At 42.3% G+C, this 18,126-nt stretch carries 16 protein-coding genes and 1 pseudogene; 10 read left to right on the top strand and 7 right to left on the bottom strand.

The window, feature by feature from the left end; all coding sequences use genetic code 11:
- Positions 1 to 694: 694 nt before the first annotated feature.
- The 5 genes and pseudogenes from ACYUCY_RS15405 to metF form a co-directional block, all read right to left on the bottom strand.
- Entirely contained in the window at positions 695 to 1,468 is a 774-nt protein-coding gene (locus ACYUCY_RS15405; protein WP_460227414.1) for an ATP-binding protein, read from the bottom strand.
- Positions 1,469 to 1,536: 68 nt separating this feature from the next.
- Entirely contained in the window at positions 1,537 to 2,229 is a 693-nt protein-coding gene (locus tag ACYUCY_RS15400; RefSeq protein ID WP_460227413.1) for a fumarylacetoacetate hydrolase family protein, read from the bottom strand.
- A 313-nt stretch (positions 2,230 to 2,542) separates the two neighbouring features.
- A complete protein-coding gene (locus ACYUCY_RS15395) occupies positions 2,543 to 3,076 on the bottom strand; it encodes a MarR family winged helix-turn-helix transcriptional regulator (protein WP_460227412.1) in 534 nt (177 codons plus the stop codon).
- Positions 3,077 to 3,575: 499 nt separating this feature from the next.
- Positions 3,576 to 7,420 (bottom strand): annotated as a pseudogene (metH, locus tag ACYUCY_RS15390) (methionine synthase).
- A 73-nt stretch (positions 7,421 to 7,493) separates the two neighbouring features.
- Positions 7,494 to 8,387, bottom strand: a complete 894-nt coding sequence (gene metF, locus ACYUCY_RS15385) for a methylenetetrahydrofolate reductase [NAD(P)H] (protein ID WP_460227411.1) — start codon at positions 8,385 to 8,387, stop codon at positions 7,494 to 7,496.
- Between the two features lie 252 nt (positions 8,388 to 8,639).
- Here metF and ACYUCY_RS15380 point away from each other — a divergent pair, with 252 nt between their 5' ends.
- A complete protein-coding gene (locus ACYUCY_RS15380; protein ID WP_460227410.1) occupies positions 8,640 to 9,101 on the top strand; it encodes a zinc ribbon domain-containing protein in 462 nt (153 codons plus the stop codon).
- Here ACYUCY_RS15380 and ACYUCY_RS15375 read toward each other — a convergent pair.
- Together ACYUCY_RS15375 and ACYUCY_RS15370 are read right to left on the bottom strand one after the other, a co-directional pair.
- Complete coding sequence (locus ACYUCY_RS15375) at positions 9,098 to 9,682, bottom strand: DUF2459 domain-containing protein (RefSeq protein ID WP_460227409.1); 585 nt, start codon at positions 9,680 to 9,682, stop codon at positions 9,098 to 9,100. The genes ACYUCY_RS15380 and ACYUCY_RS15375 overlap by 4 nt on opposite strands.
- 202 nt (positions 9,683 to 9,884) lie before the next feature.
- A complete protein-coding gene (locus tag ACYUCY_RS15370; RefSeq protein WP_460227408.1) occupies positions 9,885 to 11,330 on the bottom strand; it encodes an exonuclease domain-containing protein in 1,446 nt (481 codons plus the stop codon).
- A gap of 476 nt (positions 11,331 to 11,806) precedes the next feature.
- Between ACYUCY_RS15370 and ACYUCY_RS15365 the strand changes: the two genes are divergently transcribed.
- The 9 genes from ACYUCY_RS15365 (at position 11,807) to ACYUCY_RS15325 (ending at position 18,049) form a co-directional block, all read left to right on the top strand.
- Positions 11,807 to 13,351 carry an acetolactate synthase large subunit gene (locus tag ACYUCY_RS15365; protein WP_460227407.1) on the top strand — a complete coding sequence of 515 codons (1,545 nt, stop codon included), beginning with the start codon at positions 11,807 to 11,809 and terminating at the stop codon, positions 13,349 to 13,351.
- A 459-nt stretch (positions 13,352 to 13,810) separates the two neighbouring features.
- Positions 13,811 to 14,173, top strand: a complete 363-nt coding sequence (locus ACYUCY_RS15360) for a hypothetical protein (RefSeq protein ID WP_460227406.1) — start codon at positions 13,811 to 13,813, stop codon at positions 14,171 to 14,173.
- 89 nt (positions 14,174 to 14,262) lie between these two features.
- Positions 14,263 to 14,571, top strand: coding sequence for a hypothetical protein (locus ACYUCY_RS15355; RefSeq protein WP_460227405.1), 309 nt, complete (start codon positions 14,263 to 14,265; stop codon positions 14,569 to 14,571).
- 126 nt (positions 14,572 to 14,697) lie between these two features.
- A complete protein-coding gene (locus ACYUCY_RS15350; RefSeq protein WP_460227404.1) occupies positions 14,698 to 15,021 on the top strand; it encodes a hypothetical protein in 324 nt (107 codons plus the stop codon).
- Positions 15,022 to 15,105: 84 nt separating this feature from the next.
- Positions 15,106 to 15,672, top strand: a complete 567-nt coding sequence (locus ACYUCY_RS15345) for a hypothetical protein (protein WP_460227403.1) — start codon at positions 15,106 to 15,108, stop codon at positions 15,670 to 15,672.
- Between the two features lie 514 nt (positions 15,673 to 16,186).
- Positions 16,187 to 16,372, top strand: a complete 186-nt coding sequence (locus tag ACYUCY_RS15340) for a hypothetical protein (RefSeq protein ID WP_460227402.1) — start codon at positions 16,187 to 16,189, stop codon at positions 16,370 to 16,372.
- A gap of 588 nt (positions 16,373 to 16,960) precedes the next feature.
- Positions 16,961 to 17,158 (top strand): hypothetical protein, encoded by a 198-nt coding sequence (locus tag ACYUCY_RS15335; protein WP_460227401.1) that lies wholly within the window; start codon positions 16,961 to 16,963, stop codon positions 17,156 to 17,158.
- A gap of 169 nt (positions 17,159 to 17,327) precedes the next feature.
- Entirely contained in the window at positions 17,328 to 17,516 is a 189-nt protein-coding gene (locus ACYUCY_RS15330; RefSeq protein ID WP_460227400.1) for a hypothetical protein, read from the top strand.
- A gap of 122 nt (positions 17,517 to 17,638) precedes the next feature.
- Entirely contained in the window at positions 17,639 to 18,049 is a 411-nt protein-coding gene (locus ACYUCY_RS15325; RefSeq protein WP_460227399.1) for a hypothetical protein, read from the top strand.
- The last annotated feature ends 77 nt before the right edge of the window (positions 18,050 to 18,126 follow it).

Here is an 18,126-nt window from a genome sequence, read left to right as displayed (position 1 = left end):
CGCCTATCTTGTTTCAGCCTAAGCTTCAACGCCAACAGACTATTACCTAATAAACTAAAATAGTAACTAGCAAGTAATTAGAATTATTAGCTGCATCCTTTCAAACGTTTCGTATGTCCTTATCGATCTAAGGTTCCCGATCTAACGAATTCTCAACCCAACGACATATTATCTAACTATTACCTACGAACGACGGCTTACAAACCGTTACCTACGATCTCTTACTAAAGAACCAAAAGCCCAACGCACCCAAACTTTACGTGTCGATCAGCTCGGATCACTTATAACCAAAAATTTCACAATAACGAAGATCACTCAAGTAAGCGGTCACGAGTATCGTGTACCGGACTATTAATCCACGTTTTTCTAAATTGGGCATCCAAGCAATCTACAAGCTCAACAAGAACTCGTACTTTTCTCGTAGTATGGACGTACGAAAAAACTATTGGGTTAAAAATACTTTTTTGAATGCAGGGTAAATAATCTCGTTAAATTCAGCTGCTCTTGATTTATTGATGCGATCCTTCGACCTTTTATACAGCTAAAACGATTTTATTTGGATTTTACCCAGCATGACCCCCGTTTGGCGCCCAATATTACCTTAATGTAAGGCCCACAGCCAACACTTCTATGAACTCAATTTAAAAAAAGTTTGAAATAAACCAGCGGGAAAAATACTAGTAAAACTGAGTTGCTACTCACTATTCACTTGATCGTTATGACTTAAATAAAATTGCTTTGCAGTTCGGCCGGTGTGACTGGCCCGCACTAAAGCAAATTGTCGAGCGCTTTCGTGAAGCGCAGCGCGATCTCCACTGTAGTCGGGGAAATAACTATCGACCAAGTTGAAATACTCCTGCCAATTAATGGGATAAAATGATAGCCACAAACCAAAACGATCCGCCAGCGATAGCTTCTCCTCTACGGTATCACCGTAATGCAATTCCTTATTGACAATTTTCGTTACCGCATTGTCGGAATTCATCTCGGGTAATAAATGCCGCCGATTTGAAGTCGCATAGATTATTACGTTGCTCGGAGGCAATTCGATCGAACCTTCCAAGATACTTTTTAAATGTTTGTAACCACTTTCTCCTTCAGAGAAGGATAAATCATCACAGAAAATAATGAAGCGCTGCGGAAATTCTCGGATATCATCGACGATCTCGGCCAGATCAATTAAGTCATCTTTATCGATCTCGATAACCCTCAAACCTTGAGCAAAATATTCGTTGAGCAAAGCCTTTATTAAACTAGACTTTCCTGTTCCTCTAGAGCCCCACAATAAGGCGTTGTTAGCCGTTTTCCCCGTTAAGAATCGATTCGTATTTTCCAGCAACTTATGTTTTTGCTGATCAATCCCAATCAGTTGATCCAACGTTATAGTGTCCAAGTGAAGCGCCGCTCGCAGATGTCCCCTTCTGGGGCGCCAAATTGCTGCAGCAGTTTTATTCCAATCTATACTCACAAATCACCTACTCATTTATTCACTTATTTTCAGCATTACACGAATAGCTTGCTAAACGCTTGAAGTCACTAGGAACCGACCAATTCATTCGTCAACAATTCAAGGCCATCAACATAAGCTTCGACTTTGTCCCCGATATTCAACTTTCCCACACCGGCAGGAGTTCCGGTATAAATTAAATCACCGGGCATCAGGGTAAACAGCGTGGACAACTCGACAATAATTTCCGATACCGACCATATTAAATCGCTAACATTTCCTTGTTGTCGCACTTCGCCATTAACCTTGAGCCATATCTCAGCGTTCTTCACGTGTCCAAATTTTGTTACCGGAAAAATAGCTGATATCGGCGCAGAGTCATCGAAGCCTTTCGCTGTATCCCAAGGTCGCCCTTCTTTACGAGCCTCTGCTTGCAGGTCTCGGCGCGTTAAATCGTTGCCAACAGCGTAACCAAAAACAAAACTATTAGCGTCTTCGAGAGGAATATCTTTTCCCTGTTTCCCAATGGCAACCACCAGCTCGACTTCATGATGTAAGTTTTGCGTTCTCGCTGGAAAAGGAATGCGGGTATTATTCGCGACCACCGCATCTGCAGGTTTAGAAAAAAAGAATGGGGGCTCTCGACTTGGATCACTACCCATTTCTTTTGCATGTTCGGCATAATTTCGGCCGACACAATAAATTCGGTGGACGGGGAATCGCTCGTCACTCTCTTTAATAGCTACCGAGGGCTGGGATACCGAAACAAGATCGCTCTTCATCATCATCTCTTTATGTACAACTAACTGATCGACTAGCTAGCGATGATTACATAAATAAATAATGATTACATCTCATCGCTGAAACGATCTTGGCTTCAGGAAAAATAGCGCCGACACGGAAAAACCCTTCCGAGACCATGAACGAGAAGGGATCTAGAGTCACAGTGGAGTAGTCTATCGATATGGTAATAGTGAAGAAAAATAATCGGGATAAGAAGGTAGGGTGTGAATTGCCAAATAAATTGATAGCGAAAAACGTTGAGGGCTCTGTAGAATTAAAGAGCCCTCAATATAAGTAACTAAGAATAACGAACTAAGAACCTTCGGCCAACTTTAGCAATAGACGCAGAAGCGTATTTCGTTCTATCTCACTCCAGTTTTTAGTTAGGTCTTTTTCATGCTCAAGTAATTTGGGCATCATATCATCTAAAAATTCTTCGCCTGTATTGGTAAGGTGCAATGCATAGGCACGGCGATCTGATGGATGCTTGCGCCGGTCAACGAAATTTCTTTTTTCAAAACGATCGACAATTTCACCAAGAGTCGATCGCTCAATACCGTTCGCTTTCGCCAACGCGGTTTGGCTTATTCCTTGGTTATGTTTTATTTTGATCAACACTCCCAATTGGCTTGGCGTTATATTGCTATCTTCGAACCACCGCGCGAAATTATTATACAAGCGCAGCTGCGCGCGACGCATATGATAACCAATCAAGTGATCGAGAACACCGAGATTAAAAGTAGATTTTTTTCGGAAATCTGGATCAGTTAATAATTCTGTTTTGATCTTGGAATCAACTGTAGCTTCGATTTGAGGCTCAATTATTTGGACGTTCAAATTAGACATAGTTCCACATCCCATGTTGGTAAATTTAATGTGTTTCGGATTGCGTCGAATACATGAGAAGCAATAAATAGTCCGACATTCAAATTATTTTTAAGCGTTCTTTTTATTAGCGAAAGCTTTTAGAGCAATGAAGCCAGTATTTCGACTTATAACTGGAATGGGTATCGAATAAGAAAAATCTGACCAGACCGAAGCAGGCAAAGATTCTAATCTACGAGGGGAACATTCGCACTACTTTGGCAAGGCAAATAATCGAACGTTATAACGCAAAAAAGCGAATGATAAGATAGTTGTTATTCGTGAAATTCAGTTTATGTTTTGAAAACAGAGACTTGTGCCGCCTCACGCAAAGATAAGACGGCTAATGTTAGCAGGTAACACACGAGTTAGAGAAGAAAACTAAGTTTAAGCGTTTCCCAATTTTTTTTGATTAAGCAAAAGGAAGGTATCTCTACCCTCCTCCACTTTAGGAAACTTAAATAGTTACTATGAAATATGACTAATAATCTAGATTTGGACCCAGCCAACGCTCAGCTTTTTCCATATCCCAACCTTTACGTTCTGCGTAGCTTTCCACTTGATCTTTAGTAATCTTTCCCAAACCAAAATACTGCGATTCGGGATGCGAAAAATACAAACCACTTACCGCTGCGCCGGGCCACATTGCAAAATTTTCCGTTAGTTTTATACCCGTGTTATTTTCTACATCCAATAATTTAAATAACAATTCCTTTTCAGTATGATCAGGCTGCGATGGATAACCTGGTGCGGGTCGAATTCCTTGATATTTTTCTGAGATTAAATCATCAGTACTGTAAGCCTCTTGCGGCGAATACGCCCAATAGTGTTTTCTCACTTCTTCATGCAGTTGTTCCGCGAAGGCTTCTGCGAATCGGTCTGCCAACGCTTTTACCATAATTTTATTGTAATCGTCGTTCTGCTTTTCATAGAATTCCGCTTTTTCATCCTCACCAAAACCAGTGGAAACGGCGAAGCCACCAATATAATCTTTTAACCCAGATTCCACTGGCGCAACAAAGTCCGATAATGCAAAATTGGGCTTTCCTTGTGGACGAACTGCCTGCTGTCGCAAAGTATAAAAAGTATCAACGACTTCTTTACGTTCGTCATTTTTATAAACAAGAATATCATCGCCTTGACTATTCGCGGGCCAAAAACCAATAACGCCCTTTGCGCTTATCCACTTTTCCGCCACCATCTTTTTCAGCATAACTTGCGCATCGTCGAACAATGATCTTGCCGTTTTACCTTTTTCGGCGTCGTTAAAAATACGCGGGTAACGTCCAGCTATTCCCCAGGTAGCGAAGAAAGGTGTCCAATCGATCTTTTCCGCCAAGATCGCGAGATCGAAATCTGTAAAAACTTTTACACCCATCAAGCTCGGCTTCGGGGGAACATATGCCGACCAATCGAATTTCGCCGCATTCGCTCTTGCCTGATCTAAGCTCAGGATTTTTCGTTTACCTTTATTTCGCGCATGCTCGTCAGCTAAGTCAACATACTTGCCTTTGATCTCATCTTTATATTGTTGAGAAACATCAGACAATAACTTTGATACCACGCCCACAGCACGGCTAGCGTCGCGTACATAAATCGCTTGATCATTTGTGTAATGTGCATTTATTTTCACAGCGGTATGAATTTGACTGGTTGTTGCCCCACCAATCAATAACGGAATGTGAAAATCTTGACGCTGCATTTCTTTCGCCACATGCACCATTTCGTCTAGGCTTGGCGTAATCAAACCTGAAAGGCCGATCACATCGGCATTTTCTTGTTTCGCAACTTCAAGGATTTTTTGTGCTGGCACCATTACGCCGAGATCAATCACTTCGTAGTTATTACACTGCAAAACCACACCAACAATATTTTTACCAATATCATGTACGTCGCCTTTAACTGTCGCCATGATTATTTTGCCCGCGGCCTTATCATCTTGCGTACCCAAGAGCCGTTTCTCTTCTTCCATAAAAGGCATTAAGTGCGCGACGGCCTGTTTCATGACCCGTGCGGACTTAACCACTTGTGGTAAAAACATTTTTCCATCGCCAAATAAATCGCCGACAACATTCATGCCGTTCATCAATGGCCCTTCAATTACGTGCAAGGGCCGGTCTGCTTGCTGCCGCGCTTCCTCAGTGTCCTCAACAATAAATTGATCAATACCATGAACTAAACCATGAGTGATGCGCTCTTGCACCGGCGCCTCGCGCCAAGACAGGTCTTGCTTGTTAACACTCTCAGTGCCCTGTGAACGGTAAGCTTCCGCGGCCTCTAATAAACGATCGGTAGCATCTTCGCGGCGATTTTGAATAACGTCTTCAACCAATTCGCGAAGATCGGGCTTGATATCATCGTAAACCAGTAAGGCACCGGCATTGACGATTCCCATATCCATACCGGCTTTTATCGCATGAAATAAAAATACCGAATGCATCGCCTCGCGCACGTAGTTATTACCACGAAATGAAAATGACAAGTTAGAAACGCCGCCAGAGATATGTGCGTGAGGCAAATTTTCTTTGATACGACGCGTCGCATTAATAAAATCCAAGGCATAGTTATTGTGTTCAGCAATACCCGTCGCGACCGCAAAAACATTGGGGTCGAAAATAATATCTTCTGGAGGGAAATTAATTTTGTCTGTTAGCAGCTTATAAGCGCGCTGACATATTTCGAATTTTCGATCTTCAGTATCAGCTTGTCCGGTTTCATCGAAGGCCATCACCACAGCCGCAGCGCCGTAGTCACGAATTAACTGGGCCTGACTTAGAAAAATTTCTTCACCTTCTTTCAGTGAGATTGAATTGACAATACACTTTCCCTGTACGCATTTAAGGCCCGCTTCAATAACGTGCCACTTCGAAGAATCAATCATGATCGGCACACGTGAGATATCAGGCTCTGCCGCCATCAGGTTTAGGAAAGTGACCATCGCCTGCTCACTATCCAACATGCCTTCATCCATGTTGACGTCAATTATCTGCGCACCGTTTTCCACCTGCTGACGAGCAACATCAATTGCCGTCGTATAATCGTCCGCTTCAATCAGCTTTCGAAACCGCGCCGAACCAGTAACATTGGTCCGCTCGCCGACATTAATAAAATTTTGCGCAGCATTTGATGCAGCTATTTCGTTCTGTTCAGAATTTGTCATCACAAGTCTCGTGAATGTTTTTATAAAAATGAGTATTTAACGATAGGCTATCTAGTAAAGAAATATTTTGTTAAAAAGAACGACTAAAGTCGCTCTTTTTAAAACTACCCGTAAACAAACGGCTCTAGTCCGGACAACCTCGTTTTAACGGGCACCGCTTGGATTTTTCTTGGTGCGTATGGCGCAACGGCGTCTGCGATGGCTTTAATATGCGCAGGTGTTGAACCACAACATCCGCCCACCATATTAATGAGACCATGCTTCGCCCAGTCCTCTAACAACTCGGCCATCTCTTCCGGCGTTTGATCGTAATCACCCATTTCATTCGGCAAACCAGCATTAGGATAAACACTTACAAAGGTTTCTGAGATGGGATCGATAGCTTGAACTGCAGGGCGTAATTGTTCAGCACCGAAGGAACAATTAAAACCGATGGCAAGCGGATCTAAATGTCGCAGCGAATACCAAAATGCTTCTGGAGTCTGCCCCGAAAGGTTTCTGCCAGAAAAATCGGTAATGGTTCCAGAAATCATGATCGGCAAAGTAATGCCCGTCTCTCTAAAAACTTTTTTGGCAGCAAAGCCCGCGGCTTTCGCATTTAAGGTATCGAAAATTGTTTCGATTAAAATAATGTCGACATCGCCTTCAATCAAACCACGAATCTGTTCACCATAGGCTTCAACCAACTCATCAAAAGTTACCGCTCGAAATCCAGGATTATTCACGTCGGGTGAAATCGACGCGGTTCTGTTCGTTGGGCCGACCGAGCCAGCGACAAAACGTGGCTTATCCGGTGTTTTTGCGGTCCATTTATCGGCGACGGCACGTGCTAATTTAGCACCCTCAACATTGAGCTCATAAGCGAGGGATTCCATTCCGTAATCAGCCATGGCTATTGTGGTACTACTAAAAGTATCGGTTTCGATAATGTCAGAACCGGCGGCAAGGTACTGATCATTAATCTCAGTAATAATATCTGGGCGGGTCAAGATCAATAGGTCGTTATTGCCTTTTAAGTCACTCGGCCAATCAGCAAAACGTTCACCACGATAGTCTTCTTCCGTCAGATTATATGTTTGCACCATTGTGCCCTTCGCGCCATCTAGAATTAAAATTCTTTCTTCTACAACTTTATTTAACGCCGCGATGCGTTGCTCTCTGTTCATAAATTTACTCTTCGAATTTTCTAAGGCGTTTCACAACCTAGCTTAACTTTAAAATTTTTTAACTGGCTATTTTTTATTTTCCGGAGCGCATACCCAAGATATGGCAAATAGCGTAAACCAAGTCGGCGCGATTCATCGTATAAAAATGAAAATTTGTCACTCCATTGTCGAGCAGCTCCATCACTTGCTCAACGGCAACAGCCGCGGCAACCAAACGATGAGTATCGGGATCTTCTTCAAGACCCTCAAAGCGTTGGGTTAACCATTCGGGGACATCAGTACCTGTCGCGGCAGCAAACTTTGATATTTGTTGAATATTGGGGATAGGAACAATACCCGGCGTGATAGGAATATCGATTCCTTTCGCATGGACCCTATCAAGATAACGAAAGTAGTGATCATTATCGAAGAAGAATTGTGTAATCGCGCGCGTCGCCCCTGCATCAACTTTTGCTTTTAACATATCGATGTCGGCTTCAGTGGTTGGGCTGTCAGGATGCTTCTCTGGATACGCCGATACCGAGATTTCAAAGTCGCCTATCTTTTTAATGCCCTCGATTAACTCAACGCTTGTTGCGTACCCTCCAGGAAAAGGTTCGTATTTTGCGCCAGCACCTGCCGGTGGATCACCGCGTAATGCGACGATGTGACGCACCCCTGCATCCCAATAATCTTGAATTACTTCGTCTACTTGCTCTTTGGTCGCGCCGACACAGGTTAAATGTGCTGCTGGCTTTAATTTTGTTTCTTGCACAATTCGCGAGACCGTCGCGTGCGTACGTTCGCGAGTCGAACCACCCGCGCCATAGGTTACCGAAACAAAAGTAGGATCTAATGGCGCGAGCCGACGGATTGAATTCCACAAAGATTCTTCCATCTTTTCTGTTTTGGGTGGAAAAAATTCAAATGAAACCGTGAGGTCGCTTGCGAGAACCGAGCGACTTTTCCGGCTGGTTAAATCCGTCATGATCCTTACTCCAATAACTTTTAATTATCTTGCTGAGGCACTATTTTTGAAACTGAGCTTGCCTGAAATATATTGTGGGCAACAATTGCGATGGGATTTATCCCAACAACAAAACCAAGTAACAACTTAATGGGATTTAGCCCAAGCGCGGAGAATACAGTAATAGTGATTTTTTTCAATCCTAATCCAGCCTAGTGGAGATCAACAACTCCCGAAGGGAGCGAAAAATCCATTTCAAACTCAGGCAAAAGAATGGATGAGCACACGGTATTTTCAAGTTATTATTCGCTAATCGGCTTTCGTAATACAAACAGCAACAAACAAATAAAGAGGGATGTGATGAGCAACGATAATTTTCCACCTGAATTCTATCAAGCTAATATCGCCGCCGAATCAGCACGAAAGAAAGCATCCAGCGATTCCGGGTCCGCTTCTACAGATGCGCTTAATAAAATTGATGAACTGAGCAAGCAACTTAAGCAACTGAGCTTATTATCGGAATCAATGTGGCTGTTACTTCAAAAAACCAGTGGACTCAAACCAGAGCAATTACAACTGGCTTTAACAAAAGTTCAGGAGAATAGAGAGCAGCGCAGTCAAGCTAGAGTTAAATGTCCTAAATGCGCGCAAAGTATTTCAGCGAAAGCCAACAAGTGTATTTATTGTGGCGCCGAGACCCGCGCGACCTTACAAAAAAATCCCTTCGAGATTTAAATTTGTCGCATTACCCAACCCGCAAAAAAACTTGCTAGATAGTGAACATCTAAACCGGAACGCTTAAGCGTTTTCGCCGTCCAGTTGTTGCAATTTTTGAACATGTGATAAATACCACGCGCTTTGTAGTACTGAAACCCATTGTCTTCAACCCGGACCAATTGCGGTTTTGATTCTTTATCCAACTTAAAGGAACCTTCGATAAAGGCCATCAATTTTTCAAGCGCTATTGCTTCAGTGTCAATTTCTTTTACTTCGCTATGCTCGGACTCAACCTTATCCAACATCGATACCTCAACAACCGACAAAGAAGGCAGAGCTAAAGCTTTAAATGCTTTAAATGCTTTAAAGAGATTCTTCTTAGTAGACCCGTAATAATCTCGATCCCCCCATCCAAACCTGACGAAGGGTTTATCGTCCAGTATCGCTTCCAACTGAGGCGCAGCTTCCACCACGAGAATTCGAGGGATAATTATCGCCGTGTGGTAACTTTCTCGCTCCACCCAAATTGTTTCAGCTTGTGACTGCATACACCCGCCCACCAATAAACCCAGTATCCCAATCAAATTTTTAATTTTCATAAGCTAGCCTCTATTCCCTCAAAATTCAAATTGTTTCTTTTCCCAGATCCGCCTCACACGATCAAGGCGTTCACTTAGGCGGGCATTAAGAACAATTGGCTCAGGGAAGTGAAATCAAACCGAAATAGAAGCATTCATCAGAACACTTAGTAGCAAGGAATAATACTTCGAAAGCGAATGATGCTATTGGCACCCCAGGCCTCTACATCTGCTGGGTGACAATACTCAGATTGCTGCTTGGAGAAACGAGAAACTTCGACAGAATTTTATAAGTGTCGTACTCAAAACTTAGTTTTTTGAGCTCAGCGTTATTTGCGTATTCGGACTGCAGTGCTTTCATTTCTGCAAGCGAGCTAGCGCTAGCTAGGTGACACCACTGATAAATTAAATGGAATTGATCACAACTTTTTTTATCTTCAACATCATTTTGCACATTTTCTTTTACTATTACCGAGCCTTGATGTGGCCAAAGCTCCAGCTTCCACGCGTCGAGCGCTGATCTTACGCGAGCATTGTATTTTTCTGTACTTTCTTTATTCGCACAAGGCCCCAAACATTTATGTAATTGGTGCGCGAAACAAGGGCCGCTGCGCGATTTTTCCAATCCGGTAAAACGATGGCATAAGGCGTAGTCATCAACAATCTTTCGCAATGTTTCTGTGGCCATTTTTTTTGATCGAAAAATCCCGACTATACTCGGCAACTTTTCCAGTGAAATTATTTTGCTACTCTTTACCGCCACGTTGAGATAACCCAGTTTGTTCTCTGAAAACTCAAAATACCAAGGCGACTGAGTTTTACGAAGCTGGCGATTGTAAATTGGCCGCAACTCTTTTATGAGTTTAGCTTCCATCAATTGCGCACCGAAATCTCCTGCACAAATACGGCTTTCAATACGTCTTATTTGAACTGACATTTCCAGCTCTTTATCACTAAGGTGATCATTAGTGAAATGAGATTTAACTCGATCACGGATATTTACCGACTTCCCGACATATAAGAGCGTATCTTTCTCGTCATAAAATAAATAAACACCGGCATTGATTGGCAGGCCATCAACTTCAGTTTGGTTAATATGGGGAGGAAGGCTGGCGGTTTTTAGTTGCAATTGCAGAATTTTTTGTAGACTTTCCACGCCAAATATTTTCGTCCACTTACTCACTAATTGTACCAACAAATCTGCATCACCCATCGCGCGGTGACGAGCCTCTACGAATAATCCGTGGACGTGAATTAAATTGTCGAGACTGTGTTTACCGAGTTCCGGCATTAATGCACGAGATAACTTCACCGTACACAACACTTTAGTTCGGTAATCGAAACCTAAACGCCGAAATTCATTCTTTAAAAAACTATGATCAAAACGCGCATTATGCGCCACCAAGGTTTTATCTAAGAGTCGCGACAACAAATCTTCCGCGATATCTGCAAACACCGGCGCGTCCGCCACCATCGCATCGTCAATGCCGGTGAGGTTGGTAATAAATTGTGAAATAGGTACTTCTGGATTAACAAGCGTTTGGTATTGATCAATCACCTCGCCATCGAAAACTTCGATTAGCGCAACTTCAGTAATACGATCCGCCGATGCCTTACCGCCGGTCGTTTCGAGGTCGAGGAAAATAAAGTGGCCTTTTGGAAATTGCATAATCTAGTCGACTAAAAGTTTTTGAATCCACTGTAGTTATTTTCTAGAAGCCTCCTGCTGGCTTCGTAGCGGGTCATCATTACCATTGGCGGCACGTATACAAGCGGCACTGGATACGAATACTAATCTTTGGTAAACCGACAATATTCGATTTTTAAAATGCCCATGAAGAATCAACCGTAAACGCAATATACATTGCACCCGAACACTGTACAAGCAACCAGCTCCCGGCGCCGCTAACCATTCTTAACGGGTCGCCAGGCCTTTACACACCAGCCACCCTCCTTGCCGCCTGCCAAGGGGTACCCTATAGACTCGCAACCATGCTTCATCTGGCTTAAAATGCCTGCCCTATTTTATTAATGAATTGATCTAATCAATTGAACTAAGTTATCGCCAACGCAGGTTGGTAGTACATCACCCCACGCTACCGAGTGATCAGCACTCAAGTAAGGCAGCGGCTACGAGGATTCAGAATGAATGGTGCAGAAAGTCTTATCCAAACCCTATTAAAAGCCGGTGTCGATACCTGTTTCACCAACCCTGGCACTTCAGAAATGCATTTCGTTCATGCCATTGGCAGCGAACCGAAAATGCGTTCCATATTGGGTTTATTTGAAGGCGTATGTTCTGGTGCAGCCGATGGCTATGCCCGCATGACCGGCAAGCCCGCCGCCACCTTATTGCATCTCGGACCTGGTCTCGCCAATGCCACTGCGAATATCCATAACGCACGCCGCGCGCACTCCCCCATGGTAAATATTATTGGTGACCATGCGACCTACCACCTTCAATACGATGCACCTTTAAAATCTGATGTTACCGGTCTCGGCAATGCTTTTGGTGATTGGTTAAAGTCGAGCGCAACCGCGGATGAACTCGCAAAAGACGGCGCAGAAGCCGTTCAATTTGCTTCACAAGCCCACGGCAAAATAGCCAATTTAATTGTTCCCGCGGATTGCGCCTGGAATGAAACCACAGTACAAGCCGATCCATTACCGGCATTAAGCACACCAAAAGTCTCTGCGGATCGTATCGATAATATTGCGAAAATTTTAAAAGCGAAAAAAAATACCATCATCGTCATCGGCGGCCAAGCCAATGACGAAAAAGCCACACTACTACTTGATAAAATTTCACAAGCGACAGGCGCAACCGTTTTACACGAATGTTTTAATGCAAGAACTCAACGCGGCGCTGGTCGAGTTAAGTTTGAACGTGTTGCCTACTTCGTTGAAATGGCACAAATGCAATTTAAAGATTGCGATCAAATTATTACCGTCGGTGCAACATCTCCCGTCGCCTTCTTTGCCTATCCCAATCGCCCCAGCACGCCAGCACCCGAAGGTTGCCCCTCCGACGTGTTAGCCGAAGATTCAGAAGATGTATACGCGGCACTGGAAGATTTAGTCGATGCACTTAATGCACAAAAATACGCCCCGCGCTTACAAGAATTAGTGCGGCCAGATTTAATGACCGGCGCACTCAACATTAAAAGTGTTGGTTTCGCACTCGGCAACATACTCCCAGAAAATGTAATCATTGTTGATGAAGCCGCGACTTCCGGTGCACCAGCTACAGGTTTAACTGAAGGCATCCCCGCTCACGACTGGTTGCAATTAACGGGCGGTAGTATTGGCTTCGGTTTACCCGTCGCAACCGGTGCAGCCGTTGCCTGTCCGGATAGAAAAGTTGTTTGCCTACACGGTGACGGCGGCGCGATGTACACCATCCAATCCTTGTGGACGCAAGTACGAGAAAATTTAGATATCGTTAACGTTATTTTCGCCAATCGAAAATATCAAATTCTGCAAGTTGAATTAATGCGCGTGGGTGCCAATGACCCCAATCAAAAAACTTTGGACATGTTGGATATTTCAAATCCCGATTTAAATTTTAAGAAAATTGCCGAAGGCATGGGCATGAGCGCCACGCAAGCAACAACTGCAGAAGAGTTTAACGAACAACTAAAAAATGCTGTCGCCAACAAAGGGCCGCAGTTAATTGAAGTGATTTTGTAAAACTCTTTTTGATTGATAAGTTGATCTTCAACAGGATATAAATTTTTAATTTTTTAAATTTATATCCTGTTTTCTGTTTTTCCTTCTCCTCTCTTTATCTAAAACCATCTATTCGACGCTGTCGTCAAAATCATCTTAAAGTAAACACGAGCCCACTAATCTCGCCTAAATGTGTAAAGGTTTCCCAAAAATCTCACCTTTTTCAGCCGCTCCATTCCGAGTATTACAGTTTTTCTCTCTAACTTATTGAATACCAACGATTAAAAAATAATTGCCGAATTCCACATATCCAAAATATGTTGATAAGTTTCTTGTTTTCTCAAAAATAAAATCCAAAAAATAACAAGTAACCTTTTGATATCGTTGCAATTTATTGCAAATAAGAAAATTACTTGAGCAGAAATACTCACCATGTAAATATAAGAACCTTTCAAATGATTAAAACTGTTAGGTGAGTCTATGAAATCTATCTTAGTTGTATTCTTAACCGTGTTCATTTCAATCTCAGTATGTGGTCAAGAGTTAACTTGCAAAACTGAGGTAGAGAAAGAGGCGGATGACTTATCCATGTCAGAGAAAGATTTTAGTTTTAATAGCTACAACTTATCGTTGGAGTTTTTAGAGCAGTTTCCGAAACTATTCCTGGAATCAAAAAACATAGAGCAATTTGCTCGCAGCTCAGAGACATGGATCAGCTATTTAAATTCATTAAAAATTATTAAGGGTTACCACCTTAAGCAGAAAGCTTTAATTACTCCATCTAAAGAAAACACTGAGAATTTCTGTAATTTTTTAAAAGCAGAAGGCACGTATGCAGACTAAATCACCTAACAAACAAAGGCACAATCGCCCGCAAAAAACGCGGGCTGGACTCGCTGTCGCTCGCCTGTGCTTTGGGCGTTAGGCATATTGTGAAATCATTTGTGGTATTAATTCCAATGCTTTTAATTGCTGGTTGTGTCAGCCAACCGAAAGTATGTGAACTAGCCCCAGTTGAAGATGGCTGGCAATATCTAGACGAAAAACCCAAAGATATTAGCTACAAAATATCGGCTGGTAACTCTCGAGTAGTGTATTGGTTTAAAAAACGAAGCGGCCTAGTAATAGCATGTGAACGTTCCGTAACTGAGCCAGGTTGTGGAGAAGTAGCAACGCTGTTTTCTCGTAACAATGGTAACTGGGAATCAACTGTCCCAGAAGTTATCGTATGTGGTGGGTAATGCCTAACAAAGCAATCATATCGCCGCTAAAAAGCGCGGCTGGGACCTCCGTAAATTTTGGCCTTGAAAAGCAGGCCAAAATTCACTCCGGCCCCATATTGCGGCGTTAAATATATGGGAAGAACAGTGGATAAACCAACAAGATATTTCAAGTTAGGGGTAAAAGGGATAGCTGTCACCTTAATTTTAGGAATTATCTTATCTGTGGGATTTGAATTCGGGATGATCGAGGAGGAAGGATTTCTACTCTACGTAATTGCTATCCCAGCAAATGTAGGCCTATTTTTATTTTTCGGTATAGGATTCTATTTGTGGCTGCATTACTTCGAAGAAGTCAGAAAAACTTATAATTCAGTTGTAACACTAATCTATTTTGGCTCAACGTGTTTTGGCGGCTACTGGGCTCATTTCAAACTAAAAAATAATAGTTATGTGCCAAAAAACATTTAACAAAGCCATCAAAAACCGGCCGCAAAAGGCGCGGCCTAGGACGCTCCTGACGTCGCGCCTTTTATGGTGGCGTTAGGAGCACAAGTGTACGAAGTAGACGGCGAAAAATATGAAATTGAAGTCGCTGGATTAGTTGGAATCTTAGATGAAGACTATGGTATTCGTTGGGCCATGGATTTATATGCCAAAAAGAAACAAACAACTAAAGATTTTGGGGGCGCCTACTTCCAGCCAAAATTGAGCTTTACCAATTTAATAAACGCTGATGAATACGATAGAGGTCTAAAGTATCTGCATTGGCATAAGGCTGAATCTTACGATAGAGATATAGACGATTGGATAGGTGATTTCTACATTTTTGATGCACATCACTTTAATGCTTCCATTAAACTTCAGAGAAAACAGGCTGACTCATTTTTGCTTAAAATGGAAGGTCAAGTAAATTTAGTTTGGGAAAACGTGGAAGAGGTTAATTACAAAAATTTTACAATTGAAGTGTTGGTCCCATTTTATGGGTTCAAATGTCCAGATCACGACAGAGAAGAAGCAAAATCGGAGTTGGAGAAGCATTTCGACATGGATGATTTCTTTTGGCTAGAAGAAGATAACAAATATTTTAGTGACCAAATGTTTAGTACCGTTGGGCCTTAGCTCGAAAATGGCTCCTAACAATGCCAGCAACCTGAAACAGCAAGCAATGGCCTTGAAAATCAGGCCATTAAAGCGCTAGCTGTTCAGGTTCTGGCGGCGTTACGTGTATAAAAAATTATAATTTAGTGTCGCCGCAAAAATAAAAGTGCATTCTTTAAGTTACAAAAGATGCTAGAGAATACGGTAGTAACCCAAAAACTATCGCAGGGTAGATAAACCACGGAGCAAGGTTATAATTTTCATTCTATAAGCATCGTGGCTTGCGGCTCTATAAAATTCAACGCAAGTGCTTTTGCAGCAATAAATTTCTAAACAGTAACTTGCCAAATTAAAATAATCACGGTAGTTTCAGTTTCTTTGTATTTATGTATCGTCGCCAACGGTGTACTAAATGAAACGCAAACTAAAAACACGTAACAAGGCGGTGTTGTATGCCGCTAAACGCGGCGGGACGCTCCTGGCGTCGCGCCCCAAACCTTGGCGTTATGTGTGTGCAAATAAGATTGGAGCATAAATGAATATACCCTTAGATAAATGGTCTGGTGCTGAAGCCACGAAAGAACTGCATGAGTCAATAAGTCAATTTAATGAAGCTAGCGGTAAGCAAACTAAGCAAATGCTAGTACTTACATATGTTATTACTGCTTTAACATTTGTAATGCTAATTGGCCTTGGAATCCAAATCTATTTAGCATTGTAATAAATTTCGGCGCACTATTTTTATAAATTTAAGGTGTGGTAACTATTAACTTAGTGATTAGCGTAAAAATCACGGCAACTTATCATGACAGTCAAAACACATAACAAAGCAATCGTTCGGACTTTTATAAGCTCCGGCTTCGCCTCCACTTATAAAATCCGCACATCGCGGCGTTACGTGTCTAAAAAATAATAATGTAGTGTCACCGCAAAAAATAAATGTGCATTCTCTAAGTTACAAAAGATGCTAGAGATCACGGTGGCAAACCGAGCAATATCGCAGGGGACAAGAAGCCACGGAGCAAGGTTATAATTTTCATTCTATAAGCATCGTGGCTTGCGGCTCAGTAAAGTTCATCGCAAGTACTTTTGCAGCAATAACGTTCTAATCGGAAACTTGCTAAATTAAAACAATCGCGGTAGTTTCAGTTTCTATGTATTTATGTATCGTCGCCAACGGTGTACTTAATGAAACGCAAACTAAAAACACGTAACAAGGCGGTGTTGTATGCCGCTAAACGCGGCGGGACGCTCCTGGCGTCGCGCCCCAAACCTTGGCGTTAAGCATAATTTAAGTAAGGAGAGAAATATGAGTGATCAACTAACGGCACATAAACAAGCTCTTTCAGCTTTGGTTTCCGAATTAAAAGAGGCTGGGGTGAATATTGATTCAATAAAAGAGAAAACAGTAGCAGGAATCATGGGTAATAAAGAATATGTGTGGGTTACAAATACCACTATTAAAACTGAGGCGGTGGATGCTATTAATGAAGCATTTGGTCAATAATTTTATATAAAGCTACTGTGAAGTGTTGCGGTATCTTTAGTGTGCCTAACGGTGGTAATACTAACCAATGCTTAACAAAGCCATCAAAAACCAGCCGCAAAAGGCGCGGCTTAGGACGCTCCTGACGTCGCGCCTTTTATGGCGGCGTTATTGGTAAAAGGAGAAGAGCATGGAAAATAAGGTGAAGACGTTTCTAGTAATTGGCTTGGTCTTTCTTGCAAATGCAATAGTCTTCCTGTGCTTAGATATCGGTTTGAGCAACACACATTTTCAAGGTTTATGGTCTAGTTTGTTTGCTATTGGTTTTTCGCTAGTGGTTATTTCATTAGTGCTAAAAAAATCTTTTTCTAATACTTAATCTAGCAGCCAATATGTGCCACTTACAATTTACCAATAACAAGGCGTGGTTGTCGCCTTCGGCTGGGACTGCTGCGCTTACGCTCCGCAGCCCCAACACTTGGCGTTAAGCATACAGTCAGCATGGAAAGAGTATTTCAGCATTACGAGGGCGAGATAGAAGAATTGATTGGGGTTCAAATATCCAACTTTAAATATCTCACTAATTTGGATGACAGCGATATTGTATTGCTGTGGTTTCTTGATGCGGAATCAAAAAGTTGGTACCGCCTTTTTGTTGATGGAGCTTATTGCGGTCTCGATAAATATGAAACAGACAACTCCGGAGAGGATATTGATGATGGCGTTGTTCTGGTTGACGATTCGCACTGGTTTAAAGATAAAATTATAAAACAAGCATCCGTTGCGCATACCAAGGAACCAGATAGGTATATAGTACTTAAACTAAACTTTGGCGCATCATTTTTGGAGTTGGTTTGTGCATCTGAAGATGGAGAGTGTTCGCTAAAATATGTACCTTCAAAAAATGCTTAACAAAGCCAGCAACCCGAAACAGCAAGTAATGGCCTTGAAAAGCAGGCCATTAAAACGCTTGCTGTTCGGGTTCTGGC

It is taken from the genome of Aurantivibrio infirmus, assembly GCF_054767315.1.
This window is presented reverse-complemented; position numbering and strand designations above follow the sequence as displayed.

Bases quoted from the DNA above. Each gene is read 5' to 3' on its own strand.
- ACYUCY_RS15400 (WP_460227413.1), bottom strand. From the start codon at position 2,229: ATGAAGAGCGATCTTGTTTCGGTATCCCAGCCCTCGGTAGCTATTAAA.
- ACYUCY_RS15395 (WP_460227412.1), bottom strand. From the start codon at position 3,076: ATGTCTAATTTGAACGTCCAAATAATTGAGCCTCAAATCGAAGCTACA.
- metF (WP_460227411.1), bottom strand. From the start codon at position 8,387: ATGACGGATTTAACCAGCCGGAAAAGTCGCTCGGTTCTCGCAAGCGAC.
- ACYUCY_RS15380 (WP_460227410.1), top strand. From the start codon at position 8,640: ATGGATGAGCACACGGTATTTTCAAGTTATTATTCGCTAATCGGCTTT.
- ACYUCY_RS15375 (WP_460227409.1), bottom strand. From the start codon at position 9,682: ATGAAAATTAAAAATTTGATTGGGATACTGGGTTTATTGGTGGGCGGG.
- ACYUCY_RS15370 (WP_460227408.1), bottom strand. From the start codon at position 11,330: ATGCAATTTCCAAAAGGCCACTTTATTTTCCTCGACCTCGAAACGACC.
- ACYUCY_RS15365 (WP_460227407.1), top strand. From the start codon at position 11,807: ATGAATGGTGCAGAAAGTCTTATCCAAACCCTATTAAAAGCCGGTGTC.
- ACYUCY_RS15360 (WP_460227406.1), top strand. From the start codon at position 13,811: ATGAAATCTATCTTAGTTGTATTCTTAACCGTGTTCATTTCAATCTCA.
- ACYUCY_RS15340 (WP_460227402.1), top strand. From the start codon at position 16,187: ATGAATATACCCTTAGATAAATGGTCTGGTGCTGAAGCCACGAAAGAA.
- ACYUCY_RS15335 (WP_460227401.1), top strand. From the start codon at position 16,961: ATGAGTGATCAACTAACGGCACATAAACAAGCTCTTTCAGCTTTGGTT.
- ACYUCY_RS15330 (WP_460227400.1), top strand. From the start codon at position 17,328: ATGGAAAATAAGGTGAAGACGTTTCTAGTAATTGGCTTGGTCTTTCTT.
- ACYUCY_RS15325 (WP_460227399.1), top strand. From the start codon at position 17,639: ATGGAAAGAGTATTTCAGCATTACGAGGGCGAGATAGAAGAATTGATT.